The sequence below is a fragment of the Stutzerimonas stutzeri genome, from assembly GCF_024448935.1.
Taxonomy (GTDB): Bacteria; Pseudomonadota; Gammaproteobacteria; order Pseudomonadales; family Pseudomonadaceae; genus Stutzerimonas; species Stutzerimonas stutzeri_AO.
Window position 1 is genome coordinate 67,130 of record NZ_JAMOIE010000010.1, and the last position, 16,680, is coordinate 83,809.

A 16,680-nucleotide genomic window follows, 5' to 3' on the forward strand; every position below is an offset into this window, starting at 1 on the left:
TGGAGTAGGAAAAAAGGGAAGCAGGGAAGGAGGCGGGCGGGGGCTAACCCCCGCCCCTTTTTTTTGGTGCGCCTGGCATGGCGCGTTGCGCGCAAGCGCAACTGACTTGGCTGTGGTGGTCAAGCTGGTGACTTGGAGGTGAAAGTCCTCTACACACACGGCAAGGGGCAGTGTTAGCCAGGGGCAAGGGTTTCGCGGGTGACTGCGAGTCTGAAGGAATCCCGAGGCAAATCGCTGGCTCGACGGGGCGCCTAGCCGAACAAGAAGCGCCACCGTTGCCACATTGACATGCTTCCGGGCTGCCAGGCCTTCGAGCCAATGACTAAGCCCGTCGTCTTTGCCACCAACATGCATGACATAGCACGGCTCACGGCTCGTGCTCCGTGAACGAGCAGCTTGCGCAGGTACGTAACTCTCGCCGCGCTTGCTGATTCCCGGCAAGCCTTCCGGTTGACCGCTGATATGCGAACGCTGGACGAACCCGATGGGTGGCTGCGTCGAAAACTACGTGGCCTGCTCTGGCGACAGTGAAAAACCCTGAAGACCCGCGAACGAATCATCTCGCTTGGCAGGCCTGATCGGGCGTAGCAGTCAAGCGCGAGGGCCTTGGTGGAACTCGGCATCCAAGCACATCAACCAGGCAGTGCCAGCGTTGTACTTTGCAAAATTGGGGCTGGTCTCTCTGCGCAGCACCGTGCAGGGACTCCAGCGTATCAGTTGAACCGCGGTATGCGGAACCGCATGTACGGTGGTGTGAGAGGACTGAGGGAGTAATTCCTCACCGATGTTTTGGCGCTTAGCGCTCCAGATACTGCAGCTTGTCCTTTACGCCGTCCCACTCTTCGGCATCGGGCAGCGGGTCCTTTTTCTCTGTGATGTTCGGCCAGACTTCCGCCAGGTCGGCGTTCAGCTGGATGTACTCCTGCTGCTCGTCTGGTACTTCATCTTCGGAGAAGATCGCCTGGGCGGGGCACTCCGGCTCGCAGAGCGCGCAGTCGATGCACTCGTCCGGATGAATGACCAGAAAGTTCGGGCCTTCGTAGAAGCAGTCGACCGGGCAGACTTCCACACAGTCGGTGTATTTGCACTTGATGCAGTTGTCGGTGACGACGAAGGTCATTTCCAGCTATCTCCTTGGGCGTGTCAGGTGGCGTTGCAATGACGCCCCCGTTCGGCAGGACTAGGGCGGCACCAGGCAAATGCCGCCTATATCCAAAAAATGCGCGCGATTCTAGCAGCTTTTTCATAGCCATCAGACACGCGCTTTCAAGTTGTATAGCAGGTCCAGCGCCTGGCGCGGGCTCATATCATCGGGATTGATCCGACCCAGCTCTTCGACTACCGGGTGTGGCAGGCTTGCAAACAGATCGTTCTGCTGAGGTGGCGCAGGCTGGCCCGGCGTTGTCTTGGGCGTTTCGTGGGGCAGGCTGGTGGTTTCCAGCCGCGACAGATGGTCGCGTGCGCGCTGGATCACTTCGCCGGGCACTCCGGCCAACTGTGCCACGGCCAAGCCATAACTCTGGCTCGCCGGTCCCGGCAGGACATGGTGAAGGAAGACGATGCGTTCGTTGTGCTCGGTGGCCGACAGGTGCACGTTGGCCACCACCGGCTGGCTTTCCGGCAGTACGGTGAGTTCGAAGTAGTGCGTCGCGAAAAGGGTATAGGCGCGCAGCTTGGCCAGGTGTTCGGCCGCTGCCCAGGCCAGTGACAAGCCATCGAAGGTACTGGTGCCGCGACCGACTTCGTCCATCAGCACCAGGCTGCGGTCGCTGGCGTTGTGCAGGATGTTGGCCGTCTCGCTCATTTCGACCATGAAGGTCGAGCGGCCACCGGCCAGATCGTCCGACGAGCCGATGCGGGTGAATATGCGGTCGACCAGCGACAGCTCGCAGGCTTTGGCCGGCACGAAACTGCCGATTTGCGCCAGCAGTACGATCAACGCCGTTTGGCGCATGTAAGTCGACTTGCCGCCCATGTTCGGCCCGGTTATCACCAGCATGCGGGTTTCGTCATCAAGGTTGAGGTCGTTGGCGACGAAGGGCGTCTGCAGCACCTGTTCAACCACAGGATGGCGGCCTTGTTCGATGTGCAGGCAGGGATGCTCGACGAAACGCGGGCGGTTGAGATCGAGCGTCAGGGCGCGTTCGGCCAGGTTGCTGAGTACGTCGAGTTCGGCCAGCGCCGCGGCGCTATCCTGCAGCGGTGCAAGATGACCGATGAGCAACTCCAGCAGTTCTTCATAGAGCTGCTTTTCACGCGCCAGTGCTCGGCTCTTGGCAGATAGCGCCTTGTCTTCGAACTCTTTGAGCTCCGGCGTGATGAAACGCTCGGCGCCCTTTAGCGTTTGCCTGCGGATGTAGTCGGCCGGCGCAGATTCCGCCTGTTTGCTGGGCAGCTCGATGAAGTAGCCGTGTACCCGGTTGTAGCCGACCTTGAGGTTGGCCAGTCCGGTGCGTGCTTTCTCGCGGGTTTCCAGATCCATCAGGTACTGGCCGGCGTTCTCGGAGAGGGACTGCAGCTCGTCCAGTTCGGCGTCGTAGCCGGTTTTCAGCACGCCGCCTTCGCGGATCACCGCCGGCGGATTGTCGATGATGGCTTTAGCCAGTAGCGCCGCCAGTTCGGGGTAGGTCCGGATGGTGACTGCCAGCTCGGTCAGGTGCGGCGCGACCAGTTCCTGCATGGCGTCCTGCAGCTGGGGCAGAGCGGCGAGTGCGTCGCGCAGGCGCGCCAGGTCGCGGGGGCGGGCGTTGCGCAGGCCGATTCTCGCCAGGATGCGCTCGAGGTCACCGATCTCCTTCAGCTGTGGCTGGATCTGCTCGAAGCGGTAATGCTCGAGCAGGCAGGTGATCGAGTCCTGGCGGGCTTCCAGCACGCTTCGATCACGCAATGGGCGATTCAGCCAGCGGCTGAGCAGGCGGCTGCCCATGGCGGTCTGGCAACGATCGACCACCGATTGCAGGGTATTCTCGCGCCCACCGCCGAGATTAATGTCCAGCTCCAGATTGCGCCGGGTCGCGCCGTCGAGGATGACCGTCTCGGCGAGACGCTCGTGGCGAAGGCTGCGCAGATGATGCAATGCAGTACGCTGGGTTTCCTTGGCGTAGGTCAGGAGGCAGCCGGCGGCGCCGATAGCGAGGGCCAACCGCTCGCACCCAAAACCTTTCAGATCCTGAGTCCCGAACTGTTGGCAGAGGCCTTTGAAGCCACTGTCGCGGTCGAAATCCCAAGGTGCTCGCCGGCGTACGCCGCGGCGCTTCTCGATTGGCAAATTGGCTGGCCAGTCGTCCGGGATCATCAGCTCAGCCGGGTTCAGGCGTTCTAGCTCAGCCAGCAGCGTTTCCCAGCCGGCAAACTCCTGCACGCTGAATCGGCCGCTGGTGATGTCCAGTACCGACAGGCCGAACAACTTCTCGTCGCCCACTACCGCCGCCAGGAGATTATCCCGGTGCTCGTCGAGCAGGGCTTCATCGCTCACCGTGCCGGGGGTGATGATTCGCACCACCTGACGCTCCACCGGGCCCTTGCTGATTGCCGGGTCGCCGATCTGTTCGCAGATCACTACGGACTCGCCAAGCTTCACCAGCCGGCTGAGATAGCCCTCGGCGGAGTGAAACGGGATGCCCGCCATGGGTATCGCGTTGCCACCGGACTGACCGCGCGCGGTCAGGGTGATGTCCAGCAGCTTGGCCGCTTTCTTGGCATCGTCGTAGAACAGCTCGTAAAAGTCGCCCATGCGGTAGAACATCAATTGGTCAGGATGCTCGCGTTTGAGCTTCCAGTACTGCTGCATCATGGGCGTGTGATGGGACAGGTCTTGTGACATATAGCTCGACTTGGTGCGATGTGCAGGTAACAGTGCAGGCGCGGCTGGGTCCCGTTTAGGTAACGGCCGTTGCTGACACTGTGCGCAGGATGAAATAAGCCGGGAAGGTTATCATGGCCCGTACCAGGTGCGATGGGGCAACCTGCCGAGCCGATACCTGGGATGCCACGCTTCGGTTTGAATGTTTGGGATTGCTATGTCTGCATTAGAACAGGCGTCGAACGCATCGAATCTGCTGCTCGTTACGCCGGTCAACGTAATCGTCGTCGCGGTGGTCGTGGCGGTTCACTACGAGTTTCTGTCGCGTCTGTCTGTAAGCAGGCCGAGCCCACATTTCCATCATCGCGTAGGCATCTTGTTTGGCGTGTTCGGTGCGTTGACGGCACATGCGGTAGAGGTCTGGGTGTTTGCCTGTGCCTACTATCTCATGCATCACTCGCCCGGCTGGGGGACGCTGGCTGGCGAGTTCAGCGGCAGCCTGCTGGACTGTGCCTATTTCTCTTTCACGACCTTTACCACCGTTGGCTTTGGCGACATCCATCCCGTCGGCGCCATTCGATTCCTGACGGGCATCGAGGCACTGACGGGATTGGTATTGATCACCTGGACCGCCTCGTTTCTGTTTCTCGAAATGCAGCGCCACTGGACTGTCCGGTGAGGGCCGCAGCGGAGGGCGTTTGGCATCGCGTGGCTGACCGTCAGAGCGTGCGCTGCTAAGGTAGCCTTTGATATCGGCATCAGGAGCCTTCATGTCCACCTTGACCGAACTCGCGGCCCAGCTGGGTCATGCGCTCCAGCAAAAGTCGGCGCAAGTGACCACAGCCGAGTCCTGCACTGGGGGAGGCATTGCCGAGGCCATTACCCGCGTTGCCGGCAGCTCGGCCTGGTTCGAGGCGGGCTTCGTCACCTATTCCAATCGTCAGAAATCCTGTCAGCTGCGCGTGCCGGAACATCTGTTTTCCGAAGTGGGGGCAGTGAGCCGTGAGGTCGTCGAAGCGATGACCCGCGGGGCCCAGGCTGCCAGCGGGGCGCGTTACGCTGTGGCCGTCAGCGGCGTAGCGGGGCCGGGCGGCGGTTCGCCAGAAAAGCCGGTCGGGACGGTGTGGCTGGCCTGGGCCTGTGACGGTGAACGGTACTCAAGACGTTTTCAGTTCGACGGCGACCGGCAGGCCGTTCGTGAACAGAGTGTGAAGGCGGCGCTCGTCGGATTGATCCGTCTTGTGGCTGGAGAAAATCCGATTGGGGGCTAGGCGCTCGTTTTTGCCTATGCTCTAATACTGTTCGCTTATACAGTTGTTGTGGCCGCTGGCCCTCTTGATCAAGTGAGGATTGTAATGGACGAGAACAAGAAGCGCGCCTTGGCTGCTGCCTTGGGCCAGATCGAAAAGCAGTTCGGTAAAGGCGCGGTCATGCGCATGGGCGATCATGATCGTCAGGCGATACCTTCCATTTCCACCGGCTCGTTGGGCCTGGATATCGCGCTAGGCATAGGTGGCCTGCCAAAAGGGCGGATCGTTGAGATCTATGGCCCGGAATCTTCGGGTAAGACCACGCTTACCCTGTCGGTTATCGCAGAAGCACAAAAGATGGGCGCCACCTGCGCCTTCGTAGACGCTGAGCACGCGCTGGATCCCGATTACGCTGGCAAGCTTGGCGTCAATGTCGACGACCTGCTGGTTTCCCAGCCGGATACCGGTGAGCAGGCGCTGGAAATCACCGACATGCTGGTGCGCTCCAACGCAGTCGACGTAATCATCGTCGACTCCGTGGCCGCGCTGGTGCCCAAGGCCGAAATCGAAGGCGAAATGGGCGATACCCACGTCGGCCTGCAAGCACGTCTGATGTCTCAGGCGCTGCGCAAGATCACCGGTAACATCAAGAACGCCAACTGCCTGGTTATCTTCATCAACCAGATCCGCATGAAGATCGGCGTGATGTTCGGCAGCCCGGAAACCACCACCGGCGGTAACGCACTGAAGTTCTATGCATCGGTTCGTCTCGACATCCGCCGTACGGGCGCGGTGAAGGAAGGCGACGAAGTGGTCGGCAGCGAAACGCGGGTCAAGGTCGTCAAAAACAAGGTGGCACCGCCGTTCCGCCAGGCCGAGTTCCAGATCCTTTATGGCAAGGGTATCTACCGCAACGGCGAGGTCATCGATCTCGGCGTTCAGCAGGGGCTGGTCGAGAAGTCCGGTGCTTGGTACGCCTACAAGGGCAACAAGATCGGTCAGGGCAAGGCCAACGCTGCCAAGTACCTGGAAGAGAACCAAGAGATCGGTCGCGAAATCGAACAGCAGATTCGCGACAAGTTGCTAGTGGTTTCGCCGAACACCAAGGCCAATCCGGTCGTTGAAGACCTGGCCGAAGCTGACCTCTAAGCGGCATGCCGGTCGTGCTCGACAGCCCTGCCGCAGTGCGGCGGGCTGCCATGGATCTCCTGGCCCGGCGCGAGCATGGGCGTATCGAGCTGAGTCGCAAATTGCGTTCACGCGGCGCGCCAGTTGAGCTCATCGAACCTGCGCTGGACAGGTTGGCCGATGAGGGATTGCTTAGCGAGGCTCGATACCTGGAGAGTTTCGTGCGCATGCGAGCCGGCGCCGGGTACGGTCCGTTGCGCATACGAGAAGAGCTGACCCAGCGAGGGCTGGCTCGAGAGGATATCGAGCAGGCATTACGCGACAGTGGCTTCGATTGGAATGCGCAACTGCACGAAGTCTGGTTGCGCAAGTTCGGTGAGTTGCCGGGCGATCAGCGGGAACGGGCTCGTCAGGGCCGGTTTCTCAGCTACCGTGGCTATCCGCCGGACTTGATCGGGCGCCTGCTGCGCGGCGCTTCGCTCGACTGACCCGGGTTCAATACTGTTTCCCCCTTTTCGGCCTCGTCCGTTTGCAAACCTTGTTTTCGCCCCGTTTCAATCTTCGGCACCCAATGGCGAAGCCCAGTGTTCCCTCGCATTGATGAAGTCGGTCAGTTCCCGTAGCCGGCCGTGGTCCCGGCCGTTAAAGACAAAGCTGAGCCTGGGTAACGGCTGCAGTTCCGGCTCGTCCAGCTCCATTTCACAGCACGCTTGCTGCTCGAAGCGGCCTTTGAGACAGAGGTCGGCGAAATGTTCGTTCATGTAGGCCATCGCGGCATCGTTCAGCACATGATTCATGCGCATGACGAAGCGATCCTGCAACCATCGGCTCGAGTGGAAGTTGCTGTAGAAGTGGTCGATCTCTTCGGCAGCGTCTTCGGCATTGTCCACGAGGCGCATTAATCGCATGTCGGTCGGCAGAATGTAACGATTGCCCTCAAGCTGCCGGTGCATAAAATCCAGCGCATCTTTCCAGAACGTGCCGCCGGGTTCATCCAGCAGGACGATTGGTACCAGCGGGCTCTTGCCCGTCTGGACCAGGGTAAGCACTTCGAGGGTCTCGTCCAGCGTGCCGAAACCACCGGGACACAGTACCAACGCATCCGCCTCCTTGATAAAGAAGAGCTTGCGCACGAAGAAGAAGTGAAAGGACAGCAGACGGTCGGTGCCATCTACCGTCGGGTTGGGATGCTGCTCAAAGGGCAGGGTGATGTTAAGGCCGAGGCTGTTATCCATGCCTGCGCCTTCATGGGCAGCCGCCATGATGCCGCCGCCGGCGCCGGTAATAACCATCAACTCGTAGCGTGCAAGCGTCTCGCCGAGCCCCCGGGCAAGTGCGTACAGCGGATGCTCGACGGGGGTGCGCGCAGAGCCGAAAACGGTCACCTTGCGGCGACGCTTGAACGGGTCCAGGCGGCCGAAGGCATGCTCCATTTCGCGCATGGTCTGAAGCAGAATCTTGGCATCCCAACGGCTTCGATCGGCTTGTGCCATGCGCATGACGGTGACCAGCATTTCCCGATACAGCGGCAGGTTCTGGCTGCTGGATGGGACTACCAAGGCAACCAGTTCATCGATTTTCCTCGACAGTTCGGCGCCACTGGTTTTGAAATGCCGCGACAGGTAATCATCCGATTCGAAAGGCATACGAGGTCTCCCTTGGAAAGCTTCGGTGCTGCTCAGCCGCCATGCGCGAGGGCGGCCCCTCCCCTGTGCGCATGTGTGCAAACGAGCGCCAGGATTTGGCCCGGGTGACGCCTGGCGTGCGGCGTGCGGGGGCCAATGGTTCTATGCCTAACAATAGCCCAGCGTGAAGGCGCCAATGCTGGGCCCCTAAGCTCAGTGAGCAAAGACCATCATCATACGTGCAGTTTTTTGCGTGAGCCGCAGGGTTGAGCTGCGGCTGTGCCCGGTCATCAGAGGGCGATGCGGTCGCCTGGTTCCGGAATGTTGGCGTGCCAGTCGAGACGATCACCCAGTGCCTCCTGCAAGGCACGCATCTTGTCCAGCTCCCCATGCACCAGATAGAGCTCCGGACGCGTCTTGAAGTGGCTCGCCCATTCAATCAGCTGTGATTGCCCGGCATGCGCTGAGAAACCGCCCAAAGTATGAACCTGAGCTTTAACCGCTATGCGCTGGTGCATCAGCTTGACGGTCTTGGCTCCATCGACGATGGCGCGACCGAGTGTGCCGCTCGCCTGGAAGCCTGAGATGATCAAGTGGCATTCTTCACGCCAGAGGTTGTGCTTGAAGTGATGAAGAATGCGCCCGCCATTGCACATGCCGCTGCCCGCGATGATGATCGCGCCGCTTTTGAAACGGTTGATGGCCATCGACTCTTCGGTTGTCGGCGTCGCCCTGAATATCGGCAGCCATGTTTCGATACGCTGCCGGTTGTCGTCGCCAGGTATGCCGGGCTGTATATCCAGTTGCTCTTGGAACAGTGAGTAAATCGCGTTCGCGCCAAGGGCCATCGGGCTGTCCAGAAAGACCACTTGCTGAGGTACACGGCCTTGGTGGTAGAGGAGGCCCAGGTAATAGATCAGGTCTTGCGTGCGGCCGACCGCGAAAGACGGCATGAGTACGTTTCCACCGTCGCGCTGGGCCTGCTGAAGGATCTCGGCCAGCTCCTCGATGGTCGCCTGATGATCCCGGTGGTCGCGATCGCCATAGGTAGATTCCATCAGCACCACGTCGGCGTCGCTCAATGGCGTCGGTGCATGCATCAGTGGTGAACAGGCATTGCCCAGGTCGCCGGAAAAGACCAGGCGGCGGGTGGAGCCGAAATCTGTAACGTCGACCTGAACGATGGCTGACCCCAGGATGTGCCCCGCATCGAAGAAGTTCACAAAAACCCCGGGTGCTGCTTCGAAGGCTTCGCCATAGGCATGAGGCTGACGTTGCGCCAGCATGCGTTCGGTGTCGACCCGGGTGTAGAGGGGCTTGATGGCTGGCTTGCCCAAACGCGCCCGCCACCGGTTTTCCCACTCGGCGTCCTTTTCCTGAATGTTCGCAGAGTCGAGCAGCATCAGCTCGACCAGCTTGCCGGTCGCTTCGGTGACATGGATTGGCCCTTTGAATCCTGCTGCCACTAGCTTCGGTAGCAAGCCGCTATGATCGATGTGCGCGTGCGACAGCACCACGGCGTCCAGGGTTTGAGGGTCGAAGCTGAAACCCGCTCGGTTGCCTGCTTCTTCTTCGCGGCGCCCTTGGCGCATGCCGCAGTCGAGAAGCACGCGAATGCCTTCATGGGTTTCGATCAGGTAGCAGGATCCGGTGACCTGTTGGATGGCGCCAAGAAAGCTGAGCAAAGCCATGAGAAGCTCCTGTCTGTACGGTTGCGCCAAGCATGCCCGCCATACCGGCGGCTCATCTTGATGCATATCAGAGAGAGCGCCCGGACGCTGACTAGGCTATCGCCAACGCCACCAACGGAGTGCTTCATGAATCAGCTACTGCCCAGTCGTGTCGAGCTGGATCATCATGCGGAGATCCAGCCGGAGTTCGCTACCTGGCAAACCGGGTATAGACCTTTCGAGTTCGCCGAGCTGCAATATGCCCATATGCCCATATGCCCATATGCCGCTGCCTGGCATCCACGCGTGCTGTGTTAGCGGGGCCTCTGTCACGGGCGGCGCCGGTGCTGCCCCCGGGCGCGGATCGCCTTAGCAATCGCTGGAGCGATAGCGTTCGGTGGTGATCGGCTTCTTGCTCTGGTATTCACTGAACTCGAAGCGCAATACCGCGCCCTGACTCATCAACTGACGCAGGCCCTCGTTGTTGCACACGCTGGCTGCCAGCTGGGTACGGACCTGCTTGGGGTTGTCTCGCATCTGAGCGGCATGGCGTGGCTGCACGCTCAGATGGTTGACCAGTTCATTTCCCTCTACGCTGTACCCCTCGTCGAGCAGGTCGGAGTTGATCGCGCGCGGCGTGCCTACGCTGCTCTCGCGGGCGACTTTTTCAAGTAACTGGCCCAGTGCTGGGTCCTGTGCATTCGCGGCATGGGCGAAGGGCAGGGCGAGGCAGAGCGTTAATATTAATAGTGGGGTCAGATGGCGCATGGTGATCTCCTGATGACTGCCGTCGTTCGACCGGTGCTCGCCCCCACGGTTCAGATCTGCCATGGTTTCGGGGCGGGCTGGTAAACTGCCGCTCCGCCTTGATTGATCGAATTTCCATGTCTCATGCCGTAGTCCGTCTTCGCGACGCGCGCCTGGCGCGTAGCGCCAAGCCGTTCATCGCTCGTGGCTCGCGTACGCCCCGGTGTGCTCGCTGCCGTGTGGCCGCGAGTCATTGCCTGTGTGACTGGCTGCCAGCCGTAACGACCAACAGCGCGGTGTGCCTGATCATGCACGATATCGAGCCGCTGAAGCCGAGCAATACCGGCTGGCTGATTGCAGATATCGTGGCCGATACCCATGCCTTCACGTGGCAGCGGACCGCTGTGGAGCCTGGTTTGCTGGAACTGCTCGCCGATTCCCGATATCAGCCGGTGGTGGTCTTTCCGGGCGAGTATGCGGTACCTGATCGGGTGGTCTCGGAGGTGAAGGCCGCGCCAGGAAAGCGTCCGCTGTTCATTCTGCTGGATGCAACCTGGAGCGAGGCGCGCAAGATGTTTCGCAAAAGTCCCTACCTGAATCATCTGCCGGTGCTGAGCCTGCAAGCCGAGGTGCTGTCACGCTACCGCCTGCGCCGTTCGACGCGCAGTGAACATCTCTGCACTGCAGAAGTCGCCGCGTTGTGCCTTGGCTTAGCTGGAGATGAGCAGGGCGCGGCAGCGCTGGATACCTGGCTCGATGCATTCACCGACCATTATCTGGGGGCCAAATACCACCGTACGCCAGACCCCGATGATGAAACCCATAAAGCGCTGGCCGCCCTGGGTCAGCGCTGAACAGGATGGGGCAATCAGTGCCGCGCCACCTGTGGAATCTCGCTGGCTGCCACCAGCGGTAGGTCCTTGCGCGGCCAGAGTTGTGCGGCGAGCATGCCGACAAACATCAATGCACAGCCGAAATAGCCCCGTACGCTGAGGCTTTCATCAAGCAGCAAGGCGCCAGCAAGCGCGGCGAACACCGCTTCGAGCGACAGGATGATGGCTGCGTGCGAGGCAATTGCATGTTTCTGTGCGACGACTTGCAAGGTATAGCCCACGCCGACTGCAAACATTCCGCCGTAGATCAGCGCGGGTGCGGCGAGCCAGATGCTGTCCAGGCTGGCTTGCTCGAAGATTGCCGCCAAAACAAGGCTGACGACCGCACAGGTCACGAACTGCAGAAAGGCCAGGCGGATGGCATCGTGGCGACCAACGAAAAAGCTCACCAGCAATACATGAACGCCCCAGACGAAGGCGCCGGCCAGCTGTATCCAGTCGCCGGAAGCGATCTGGAAGTTCTCATCGATGCTGAGCAAAGCCATGCCAACCACCGCGAGCACCGCGCCCAGCCAGGTCCCGGTAGCGGTTTTCTGGCCTATTACCAGCCCTAGCAGAGGCACGACGATAACGTACAGCCCGGTAATGAAACCGGAATTGGTCACGCTGGTGAACAGCAGGCCAACCTGTTGCAGGTTGATGCCTAGGGTGAGGGCCAGGCCCATGCTGAGGCCACCCAGCAGCAGACCACGCTGCAAGAACGGTTCGTGGCGAGCGGCGCCTCGACCCTGGTGCAATACCAAGGGAAGCAACACGATTGCACCCAATGCGAAGCGCAATCCAGTGAACAGGAAAGGCCCGATGTTATCCATGCCGACCCGCTGTGCGACAAATGCGCTCCCCCAGATCATAGCCGTGATGAGCATTAGAAAGTCGGCGCGAAGGGCTTGTTTGCGCATGTTTGAACTCGTGCGGGAAAATCGCAAACTTTGCATTAAACCGATGCGCTTGGCCACAGCTTCGCCGGCCAGCGTGGCGAATAGCTGATTAAATGCGGAACGATGATCGAATTTCCCGTGGTGGCGCGATATCATCACCGCGGTCACCCTCGAGCATATTGCGGGTTCTTGCCGTCCTGATTGTCAGTACCCGGCTCAGGTTGGTGAAGCGCCAATAAAAACTATAGGTCCGCCATGGCTGCTTACGAAATCCTTATCGCCGATGATCACCCCCTGTTTCGCAGTGCGCTGCAGCAAGCGTTAACGCTTGGCCTGGGCGATGACGTTCGGCTTTCCGAGGCGGCTAGCATTGCCGAACTCGAAGCCCAACTGACCCGTACCTCGGACTGGGATCTGGTCTTGCTGGATTTGAACATGCCGGGCGCTTATGGATTCTCCGGGCTGGTGCTGCTGCGAGGTCAGTATCCGCAGCTGCCCGTGGTAATGATCTCCGCGCAGGAAGACGCTGCGGTTGTCGCTCGTTCGCGCGAGTTTGGTGCCAGTGGTTTCATCCCCAAGTCCAGTTCACTCGAGACCATCCAGCAGGCGGTGCGGGTCGTGCTTGACGGTGACGTCTGGTGGCCCGGCAACATTGATGATGTGGCGCAGGTCAGCGCCGAAGCCAAGGCCGCCAGCGAAGGGCTCGCGAGCCTCACGCCCCAGCAGTTTCGCGTGCTGACCATGGTGTGCGACGGTTTGTTGAACAAACAGATCGCCTATGAGCTCAGCGTTTCCGAAGCGACCATCAAGGCGCATGTGACCGCAATCTTCCGCAAGCTGGGCGTTCGCACCCGGACCCAGGCAGCTCTGCTCCTGCAGCAGATGGGCTCAATTCCCAGCAGCTGACATCCGTTTTGGCCTGCCGATGCGTCGCTATCTCGGTTCTCCGCCTTACGCAATCGCCGGCATTACGATCTCATCACTTCGACGGACGCCGGCTGTCAGCGCGCGGCACTGCTCGGTGAATTCGCGCATCGCGGCGGTCTGGTATTTCAACGAGTGCCAGATGAAATAGAACTGCCGGGCAAGATCCAGTTCGGGTGTTTCGAGGGCGACCAGACTGCCGCGGCGGAATGCATCGCGTAGCGCCAGCCTGGAAATGCAGCCAATCCCGAGCCCGGATTCTACGGCTCGCTTGATCGCCTCGGTATGCTCCAGCTCAAGCCGTATATTCAGCTTGGCGGGGTGATGGCGCATGGCATGGTCGAAGGTCAGGCGCGTACCGGAGCCCTGTTCGCGGAGAATCCAGGCTTCGCGCGAGAGCTGATCCAGGCTCACTGTGGTGTGATCGGCCAACGCATGCTGGGGGGCGCAAAACACCACCAGTTCGTCCTCGACCCAGGGTAGTACCTCGATCTCCGGATGCTGACAGTCGCCTTCGATCAGACCTAAATCAAGTTCATGTTGCGCAACCTGCTGGACAATATGAGCGGTATTCTGAACATGCAGTTTCACGCGGCATTCAGGGTGACGTTGCATGAAACTGCCGATCAGCAAGGTGGCGAGGTAGTTGCCGATCGTCAGGGTGGCGCCCACGCTGAGCGAGCCGAAGCCGGTCTTGCCAGCCAGTAGATCCTCGATGGCTTTAGCCTGATCGAGCAAGCCTACTGCCTGCGGTAAGAGCTGGTGGCCCAATGCATTGAGCCACAATCGTTTGCCGGCACGGTCGAACAGCTGGCACCCCGACTGGCGTTCCAGCTCAGCCAGCGAAGTGCTGGTCGCAGACTGGGATAGGGCGAGGCTTTCGGCCGCACGCGAGACACTTTCGTGCCGCGCGAATGCGACGAACACTTGAAGTTGACGGAGCGTGAAATGCATATCTATATAACCGATAACATATATCGTTAATATTCGTTTAGCGGATATTAGTCTGACCCGTAAACTGGTGGCAATATTGACGCGCCATCGCGCGCTAGAAGGGGAGCACTACATGAGCAACCTGAACGTTGAGCGAGTCCTCAGTGTGCATCACTGGAACGACACGCTGTTCAGTTTCAAAACCACCCGCAATCCGGGTCTGCGCTTTGAAAACGGCCAGTTCGTGATGATTGGCCTCGAAGTCGAAGGGCGACCCCTGATGCGCGCTTACAGCATTGCCAGCCCCAACTATGAGGAGCATCTCGAATTCTTCAGCATCAAGGTTCCAGATGGTCCGCTGACGTCTCGCCTGCAGCACCTCAAGGAAGGTGACTCGCTGATGGTCAGTCGCAAGCCGACCGGAACGCTGGTATTGGACGATCTGTTGCCTGCCAAGCATCTCTACCTGTTGAGCACCGGGACTGGTCTGGCGCCCTTCATGAGCGTGATTCAGGATCCGGAAACCTATGAGCGCTTCGAGAAGGTCATCCTGGTGCACGGCGTTCGCTACGTTAACGAAGTCGCCTATCGTGAATTCATCACCGAGCATCTGCCCCAAAACGAATTCTTCGGCGAAGCACTGAAAGAAAAGCTGATCTACTACCCCACCGTCACTCGCGAGCCGTTCGAAAATCAGGGCCGTCTGACTGACCTGATGCGCAGCGGCAAGTTGTTCGCGGATATCGGGCTACCTCCGATCAACCCTGAAGATGACCGCGCGATGATCTGTGGCAGCCCGAGCATGTTGGCTGAAACCAGCGAAGTGCTGGACGGCTTCGGCCTCAAGGCGTCGCCGCGCATGGGTGACCCGGGCCACTACCTGATCGAGCGTGCATTCGTCGAGAAGTGATCGGGCGTTGCGACCCAATGGACCGGCTACGCATGGCGCCAGCCGGTTTTTTTCCACGTGTTCAGAGGTAGCTGGCACAGCACCTCTTGAACTTCTGACCGCTGCCGCATGGGCAGGGGTCGTTGCGGCCGGCCTTCAGGGGTGTGGAGGAGTCGATGAAATACCAGCATCCGGCGTGCTGAACAAAAGCCGAACGCTCATGTTGAGCATGTTCTCCGGTCCCGTCGTGCCAGCGGGCTGTGAAGCTGACCAGCGCATGTTCCGGTTGGCCGCCGAACACCTGACTTTCCTCGACCTCAAGGCCCAACCAAGTGCTATTGGCGCTCCACTCCTTCATCGACTGAAGGTCCAGGGCTGGCTGTTGCGCCGGCAGAGTGGTTGACCGAAGGTAATCGATGGCCCCGACAACATAGGCGCTGTATCGCGAACGCATCAATCGTTCCGCGCTAGGTGCCGACAGACCCTGGTGATATCGACCGCAACATTCACCGTAAGGATCGCCGCTGCCACAGGGGCAATTGGCATTTGTCCGTTGATCCTCAGTCATCGTCGGTCACCACCAATATTTGCCGAACATTTGCGGATTGGCCCAGAACTTCGCGTTGAGCCAATCTGGAACCTGCTTGTAATCAAGCAGGTCGTAGGTGAAGAGGGTCACCGTTTGGCCGCCTCGTTCGAAACGCGCGCTGACTTGTAGTGCCAGGGAGAAGAAGTCAGTTGCCTGCCAGTCGCACGCGTTCAGATCAACCAAAACCGCCATACGGTTGGTATTGAGGTTGCGAATGCCACCGAGCAACTGCAGGCCGTCGCGCTTCGAAAGATGTTCCAGGCAGTCGGCGACCAATGCCAGATCGTAGCGGCGGGCGGCGAGGTCTGCAGGAAGTGGGCCGGTTGCTGCGCGGTCAATCCGACTATTGCCGTGACTGCGGCTGAACGCCCCGAGGGCGGGCAATTCGCTGCGGCCGACGTAAAGCAATCGCGCCGGGCGGTGTTGCTCCAACAGGGCGGCCAGAGCTTGCTGTGGCGTCTGCGATGAGCGGGATGCTGTCAAACCGGGATTCCTCGCTATCAGGCGTGGCGGAACGCAAAAATTGCAATCCACTCAGTTTGTCTAAGTATAAAGACTAGCGCGCCGGTGCCTGCCGTCCTAATCTCGATATAACTGGAGCTGCTTATGCTATCGCGCATAACGCTCTGGCCGATCCCACATTAGGAGGCTTTAACGATGAGTAGCTTACGGACAGCAGTACCCGTGATTTTGATGACCACCTTTCTGGCCGGCTGCGCAGGGGTGCAGAAGCAGGATTGGCCCCGTTGTGCGGCTGTTGGCGGCGTAACCGGTGCCGCGCTGGGCGCGATAGAAAGCAGTACCTATACGGGCTATGGCGCCTTGATTGGCGCCGGCGTGGCTGCTGCCTACTGCTGGGCCAATGGTACCGAGCAGGAGACTGTCGCCGTTGTCGAGACGGTTGAACCTGCGCCGGCTCCGACGCAGGTCACCGAGCCGGAGCCTGCGGCCGAGCCCGTTCGTGTCGAGCTGGATGTGAAGTTCGACTTCGACCGCGCTGAAGTCAAGCAGGACAGCATGGCCGATATCCGCGACCTGGCGGACTTCATGAAGCAGTATGGCCAAACCTCGACCGTTGTCGAAGGACATACCGACTCGGTGGGTACCGATGCCTACAACCAGCGCCTGTCCGAGCGCCGCGCCAATGCCGTGCGCGACGTCCTGGTCAATCAGTACGGTCTGGAAAGCAGCCGGGTCGATGCGGTTGGCTATGGCGAGTCCCGTCCGGTTGCAGACAACTCGACGGCTGAAGGTCGCGCGATTAACCGTCGTGTAGAGGCCGAGGTTGAAGCACGCCCCTGAAGCAGCGACACCGCAATGAAAAAGCCGGGCATCTCGCCCGGCTTTTTCAT

The 16,680-nt window shown here is 60.1% G+C and carries 18 protein-coding genes; 9 read left to right on the top strand and 9 right to left on the bottom strand.

The genetic code is table 11. The annotated features are described in order from the left end of the window. Positions 1 to 796: 796 nt before the first annotated feature. Both fdxA and mutS read right to left on the bottom strand, forming a co-directional pair. Complete coding sequence (gene fdxA, locus NA637_RS04845; RefSeq protein WP_256071199.1) at positions 797 to 1,120, bottom strand: ferredoxin FdxA; 324 nt, start codon at positions 1,118 to 1,120, stop codon at positions 797 to 799. 132 nt (positions 1,121 to 1,252) lie between these two features. Beyond that, positions 1,253 to 3,823 (bottom strand): DNA mismatch repair protein MutS, encoded by a 2,571-nt coding sequence (gene mutS, locus NA637_RS04850; protein ID WP_256071200.1) that lies wholly within the window; start codon positions 3,821 to 3,823, stop codon positions 1,253 to 1,255. A gap of 232 nt (positions 3,824 to 4,055) precedes the next feature. On the opposite strand from mutS, the gene NA637_RS04855 reads away from it, so the two are divergent. The 4 genes from NA637_RS04855 to recX all read left to right on the top strand — a co-directional run bounded on the left by NA637_RS04855 (position 4,056) and on the right by recX (position 6,668). Next, positions 4,056 to 4,481 carry a potassium channel family protein gene (locus tag NA637_RS04855; protein WP_256071221.1) on the top strand — a complete coding sequence of 142 codons (426 nt, stop codon included), beginning with the start codon at positions 4,056 to 4,058 and terminating at the stop codon, positions 4,479 to 4,481. A 91-nt stretch (positions 4,482 to 4,572) separates the two neighbouring features. After that, positions 4,573 to 5,073, top strand: coding sequence for a CinA family protein (locus NA637_RS04860; RefSeq protein ID WP_256071201.1), 501 nt, complete (start codon positions 4,573 to 4,575; stop codon positions 5,071 to 5,073). An 84-nt stretch (positions 5,074 to 5,157) separates the two neighbouring features. Beyond that, positions 5,158 to 6,201 carry a recombinase RecA gene (gene recA, locus NA637_RS04865; RefSeq protein WP_256071202.1) on the top strand — a complete coding sequence of 348 codons (1,044 nt, stop codon included), beginning with the start codon at positions 5,158 to 5,160 and terminating at the stop codon, positions 6,199 to 6,201. Between the two features lie 5 nt (positions 6,202 to 6,206). Further along, positions 6,207 to 6,668: a recombination regulator RecX gene (gene recX / locus NA637_RS04870; RefSeq protein ID WP_256071203.1), complete on the top strand. Its 462-nt coding sequence runs from the start codon at positions 6,207 to 6,209 to the stop codon at positions 6,666 to 6,668. Positions 6,669 to 6,734: 66 nt separating this feature from the next. Here recX and NA637_RS04875 read toward each other — a convergent pair whose 3' ends face one another. Both NA637_RS04875 and NA637_RS04880 read right to left on the bottom strand, forming a co-directional pair. Further along, positions 6,735 to 7,826: an LOG family protein gene (locus tag NA637_RS04875; RefSeq protein WP_256071204.1), complete on the bottom strand. Its 1,092-nt coding sequence runs from the start codon at positions 7,824 to 7,826 to the stop codon at positions 6,735 to 6,737. A 269-nt stretch (positions 7,827 to 8,095) separates the two neighbouring features. Beyond that, a complete protein-coding gene (locus NA637_RS04880) occupies positions 8,096 to 9,496 on the bottom strand; it encodes an MBL fold metallo-hydrolase RNA specificity domain-containing protein (RefSeq protein WP_256071205.1) in 1,401 nt (466 codons plus the stop codon). Between the two features lie 126 nt (positions 9,497 to 9,622). On the opposite strand from NA637_RS04880, the gene NA637_RS04885 reads away from it, so the two are divergent. After that, positions 9,623 to 9,793: a hypothetical protein gene (locus NA637_RS04885; RefSeq protein WP_256071206.1), complete on the top strand. Its 171-nt coding sequence runs from the start codon at positions 9,623 to 9,625 to the stop codon at positions 9,791 to 9,793. 51 nt (positions 9,794 to 9,844) lie between these two features. Here the strand turns inward: NA637_RS04885 and NA637_RS04890 are convergent, their stop codons facing one another. Beyond that, positions 9,845 to 10,243: a PA3611 family quorum-sensing-regulated virulence factor gene (locus NA637_RS04890; RefSeq protein WP_256071207.1), complete on the bottom strand. Its 399-nt coding sequence runs from the start codon at positions 10,241 to 10,243 to the stop codon at positions 9,845 to 9,847. A gap of 116 nt (positions 10,244 to 10,359) precedes the next feature. Between NA637_RS04890 and NA637_RS04895 the strand changes: the two genes are divergently transcribed. Beyond that, positions 10,360 to 11,076 (top strand): tRNA-uridine aminocarboxypropyltransferase, encoded by a 717-nt coding sequence (locus NA637_RS04895; protein ID WP_256071208.1) that lies wholly within the window; start codon positions 10,360 to 10,362, stop codon positions 11,074 to 11,076. Between the two features lie 14 nt (positions 11,077 to 11,090). Here the strand turns inward: NA637_RS04895 and NA637_RS04900 are convergent, their stop codons facing one another. Further along, a complete protein-coding gene (locus NA637_RS04900) occupies positions 11,091 to 12,014 on the bottom strand; it encodes a DMT family transporter (protein ID WP_256071209.1) in 924 nt (307 codons plus the stop codon). A 234-nt stretch (positions 12,015 to 12,248) separates the two neighbouring features. On the opposite strand from NA637_RS04900, the gene erdR reads away from it, so the two are divergent. Further along, positions 12,249 to 12,899 carry a response regulator transcription factor ErdR gene (erdR, locus tag NA637_RS04905; RefSeq protein ID WP_256071210.1) on the top strand — a complete coding sequence of 217 codons (651 nt, stop codon included), beginning with the start codon at positions 12,249 to 12,251 and terminating at the stop codon, positions 12,897 to 12,899. A 45-nt stretch (positions 12,900 to 12,944) separates the two neighbouring features. On the opposite strand, the gene NA637_RS04910 is transcribed toward erdR, so the two are convergent. Continuing rightward, positions 12,945 to 13,871, bottom strand: coding sequence for a LysR family transcriptional regulator (locus NA637_RS04910; RefSeq protein WP_256071211.1), 927 nt, complete (start codon positions 13,869 to 13,871; stop codon positions 12,945 to 12,947). 112 nt (positions 13,872 to 13,983) lie between these two features. Between NA637_RS04910 and fpr the strand changes: the two genes are divergently transcribed. Next, entirely contained in the window at positions 13,984 to 14,760 is a 777-nt protein-coding gene (gene fpr, locus NA637_RS04915) for a ferredoxin-NADP reductase (RefSeq protein ID WP_256071212.1), read from the top strand. A 61-nt stretch (positions 14,761 to 14,821) separates the two neighbouring features. Here the strand turns inward: fpr and NA637_RS04920 are convergent, their stop codons facing one another. Then, positions 14,822 to 15,307 carry a YchJ family protein gene (locus NA637_RS04920; protein ID WP_256071213.1) on the bottom strand — a complete coding sequence of 162 codons (486 nt, stop codon included), beginning with the start codon at positions 15,305 to 15,307 and terminating at the stop codon, positions 14,822 to 14,824. A gap of 6 nt (positions 15,308 to 15,313) precedes the next feature. Further along, positions 15,314 to 15,811, bottom strand: a complete 498-nt coding sequence (locus NA637_RS04925; RefSeq protein WP_256071214.1) for a DUF6231 family protein — start codon at positions 15,809 to 15,811, stop codon at positions 15,314 to 15,316. A 210-nt stretch (positions 15,812 to 16,021) separates the two neighbouring features. Here NA637_RS04925 and NA637_RS04930 point away from each other — a divergent pair, with 210 nt between their 5' ends. Continuing rightward, entirely contained in the window at positions 16,022 to 16,630 is a 609-nt protein-coding gene (locus NA637_RS04930; protein WP_256071222.1) for an OmpA family protein, read from the top strand. Positions 16,631 to 16,680: the final 50 nt, after the last annotated feature.

What these genes read in the sequence shown, in the direction of transcription:
- NA637_RS04900 (WP_256071209.1), bottom strand. Translation starts at nt 12,014, where the DNA reads ATGCGCAAACAAGCCCTTCGCGCCGACTTTCTAATGCTCATCACGGCT.
- NA637_RS04860 (WP_256071201.1), top strand. Translation starts at nt 4,573, where the DNA reads ATGTCCACCTTGACCGAACTCGCGGCCCAGCTGGGTCATGCGCTCCAG.
- fdxA (WP_256071199.1), bottom strand. Translation starts at nt 1,120, where the DNA reads ATGACCTTCGTCGTCACCGACAACTGCATCAAGTGCAAATACACCGAC.
- NA637_RS04880 (WP_256071205.1), bottom strand. Translation starts at nt 9,496, where the DNA reads ATGGCTTTGCTCAGCTTTCTTGGCGCCATCCAACAGGTCACCGGATCC.
- NA637_RS04920 (WP_256071213.1), bottom strand. Translation starts at nt 15,307, where the DNA reads ATGACTGAGGATCAACGGACAAATGCCAATTGCCCCTGTGGCAGCGGC.
- NA637_RS04930 (WP_256071222.1), top strand. Translation starts at nt 16,022, where the DNA reads ATGACCACCTTTCTGGCCGGCTGCGCAGGGGTGCAGAAGCAGGATTGG.
- recX (WP_256071203.1), top strand. Translation starts at nt 6,207, where the DNA reads ATGCCGGTCGTGCTCGACAGCCCTGCCGCAGTGCGGCGGGCTGCCATG.
- NA637_RS04895 (WP_256071208.1), top strand. Translation starts at nt 10,360, where the DNA reads ATGTCTCATGCCGTAGTCCGTCTTCGCGACGCGCGCCTGGCGCGTAGC.
- NA637_RS04910 (WP_256071211.1), bottom strand. Translation starts at nt 13,871, where the DNA reads ATGCATTTCACGCTCCGTCAACTTCAAGTGTTCGTCGCATTCGCGCGG.
- recA (WP_256071202.1), top strand. Translation starts at nt 5,158, where the DNA reads ATGGACGAGAACAAGAAGCGCGCCTTGGCTGCTGCCTTGGGCCAGATC.
- NA637_RS04890 (WP_256071207.1), bottom strand. Translation starts at nt 10,243, where the DNA reads ATGCGCCATCTGACCCCACTATTAATATTAACGCTCTGCCTCGCCCTG.
- erdR (WP_256071210.1), top strand. Translation starts at nt 12,249, where the DNA reads ATGGCTGCTTACGAAATCCTTATCGCCGATGATCACCCCCTGTTTCGC.
- fpr (WP_256071212.1), top strand. Translation starts at nt 13,984, where the DNA reads ATGAGCAACCTGAACGTTGAGCGAGTCCTCAGTGTGCATCACTGGAAC.
- NA637_RS04885 (WP_256071206.1), top strand. Translation starts at nt 9,623, where the DNA reads ATGAATCAGCTACTGCCCAGTCGTGTCGAGCTGGATCATCATGCGGAG.
- mutS (WP_256071200.1), bottom strand. Translation starts at nt 3,823, where the DNA reads ATGTCACAAGACCTGTCCCATCACACGCCCATGATGCAGCAGTACTGG.
- NA637_RS04875 (WP_256071204.1), bottom strand. Translation starts at nt 7,826, where the DNA reads ATGCCTTTCGAATCGGATGATTACCTGTCGCGGCATTTCAAAACCAGT.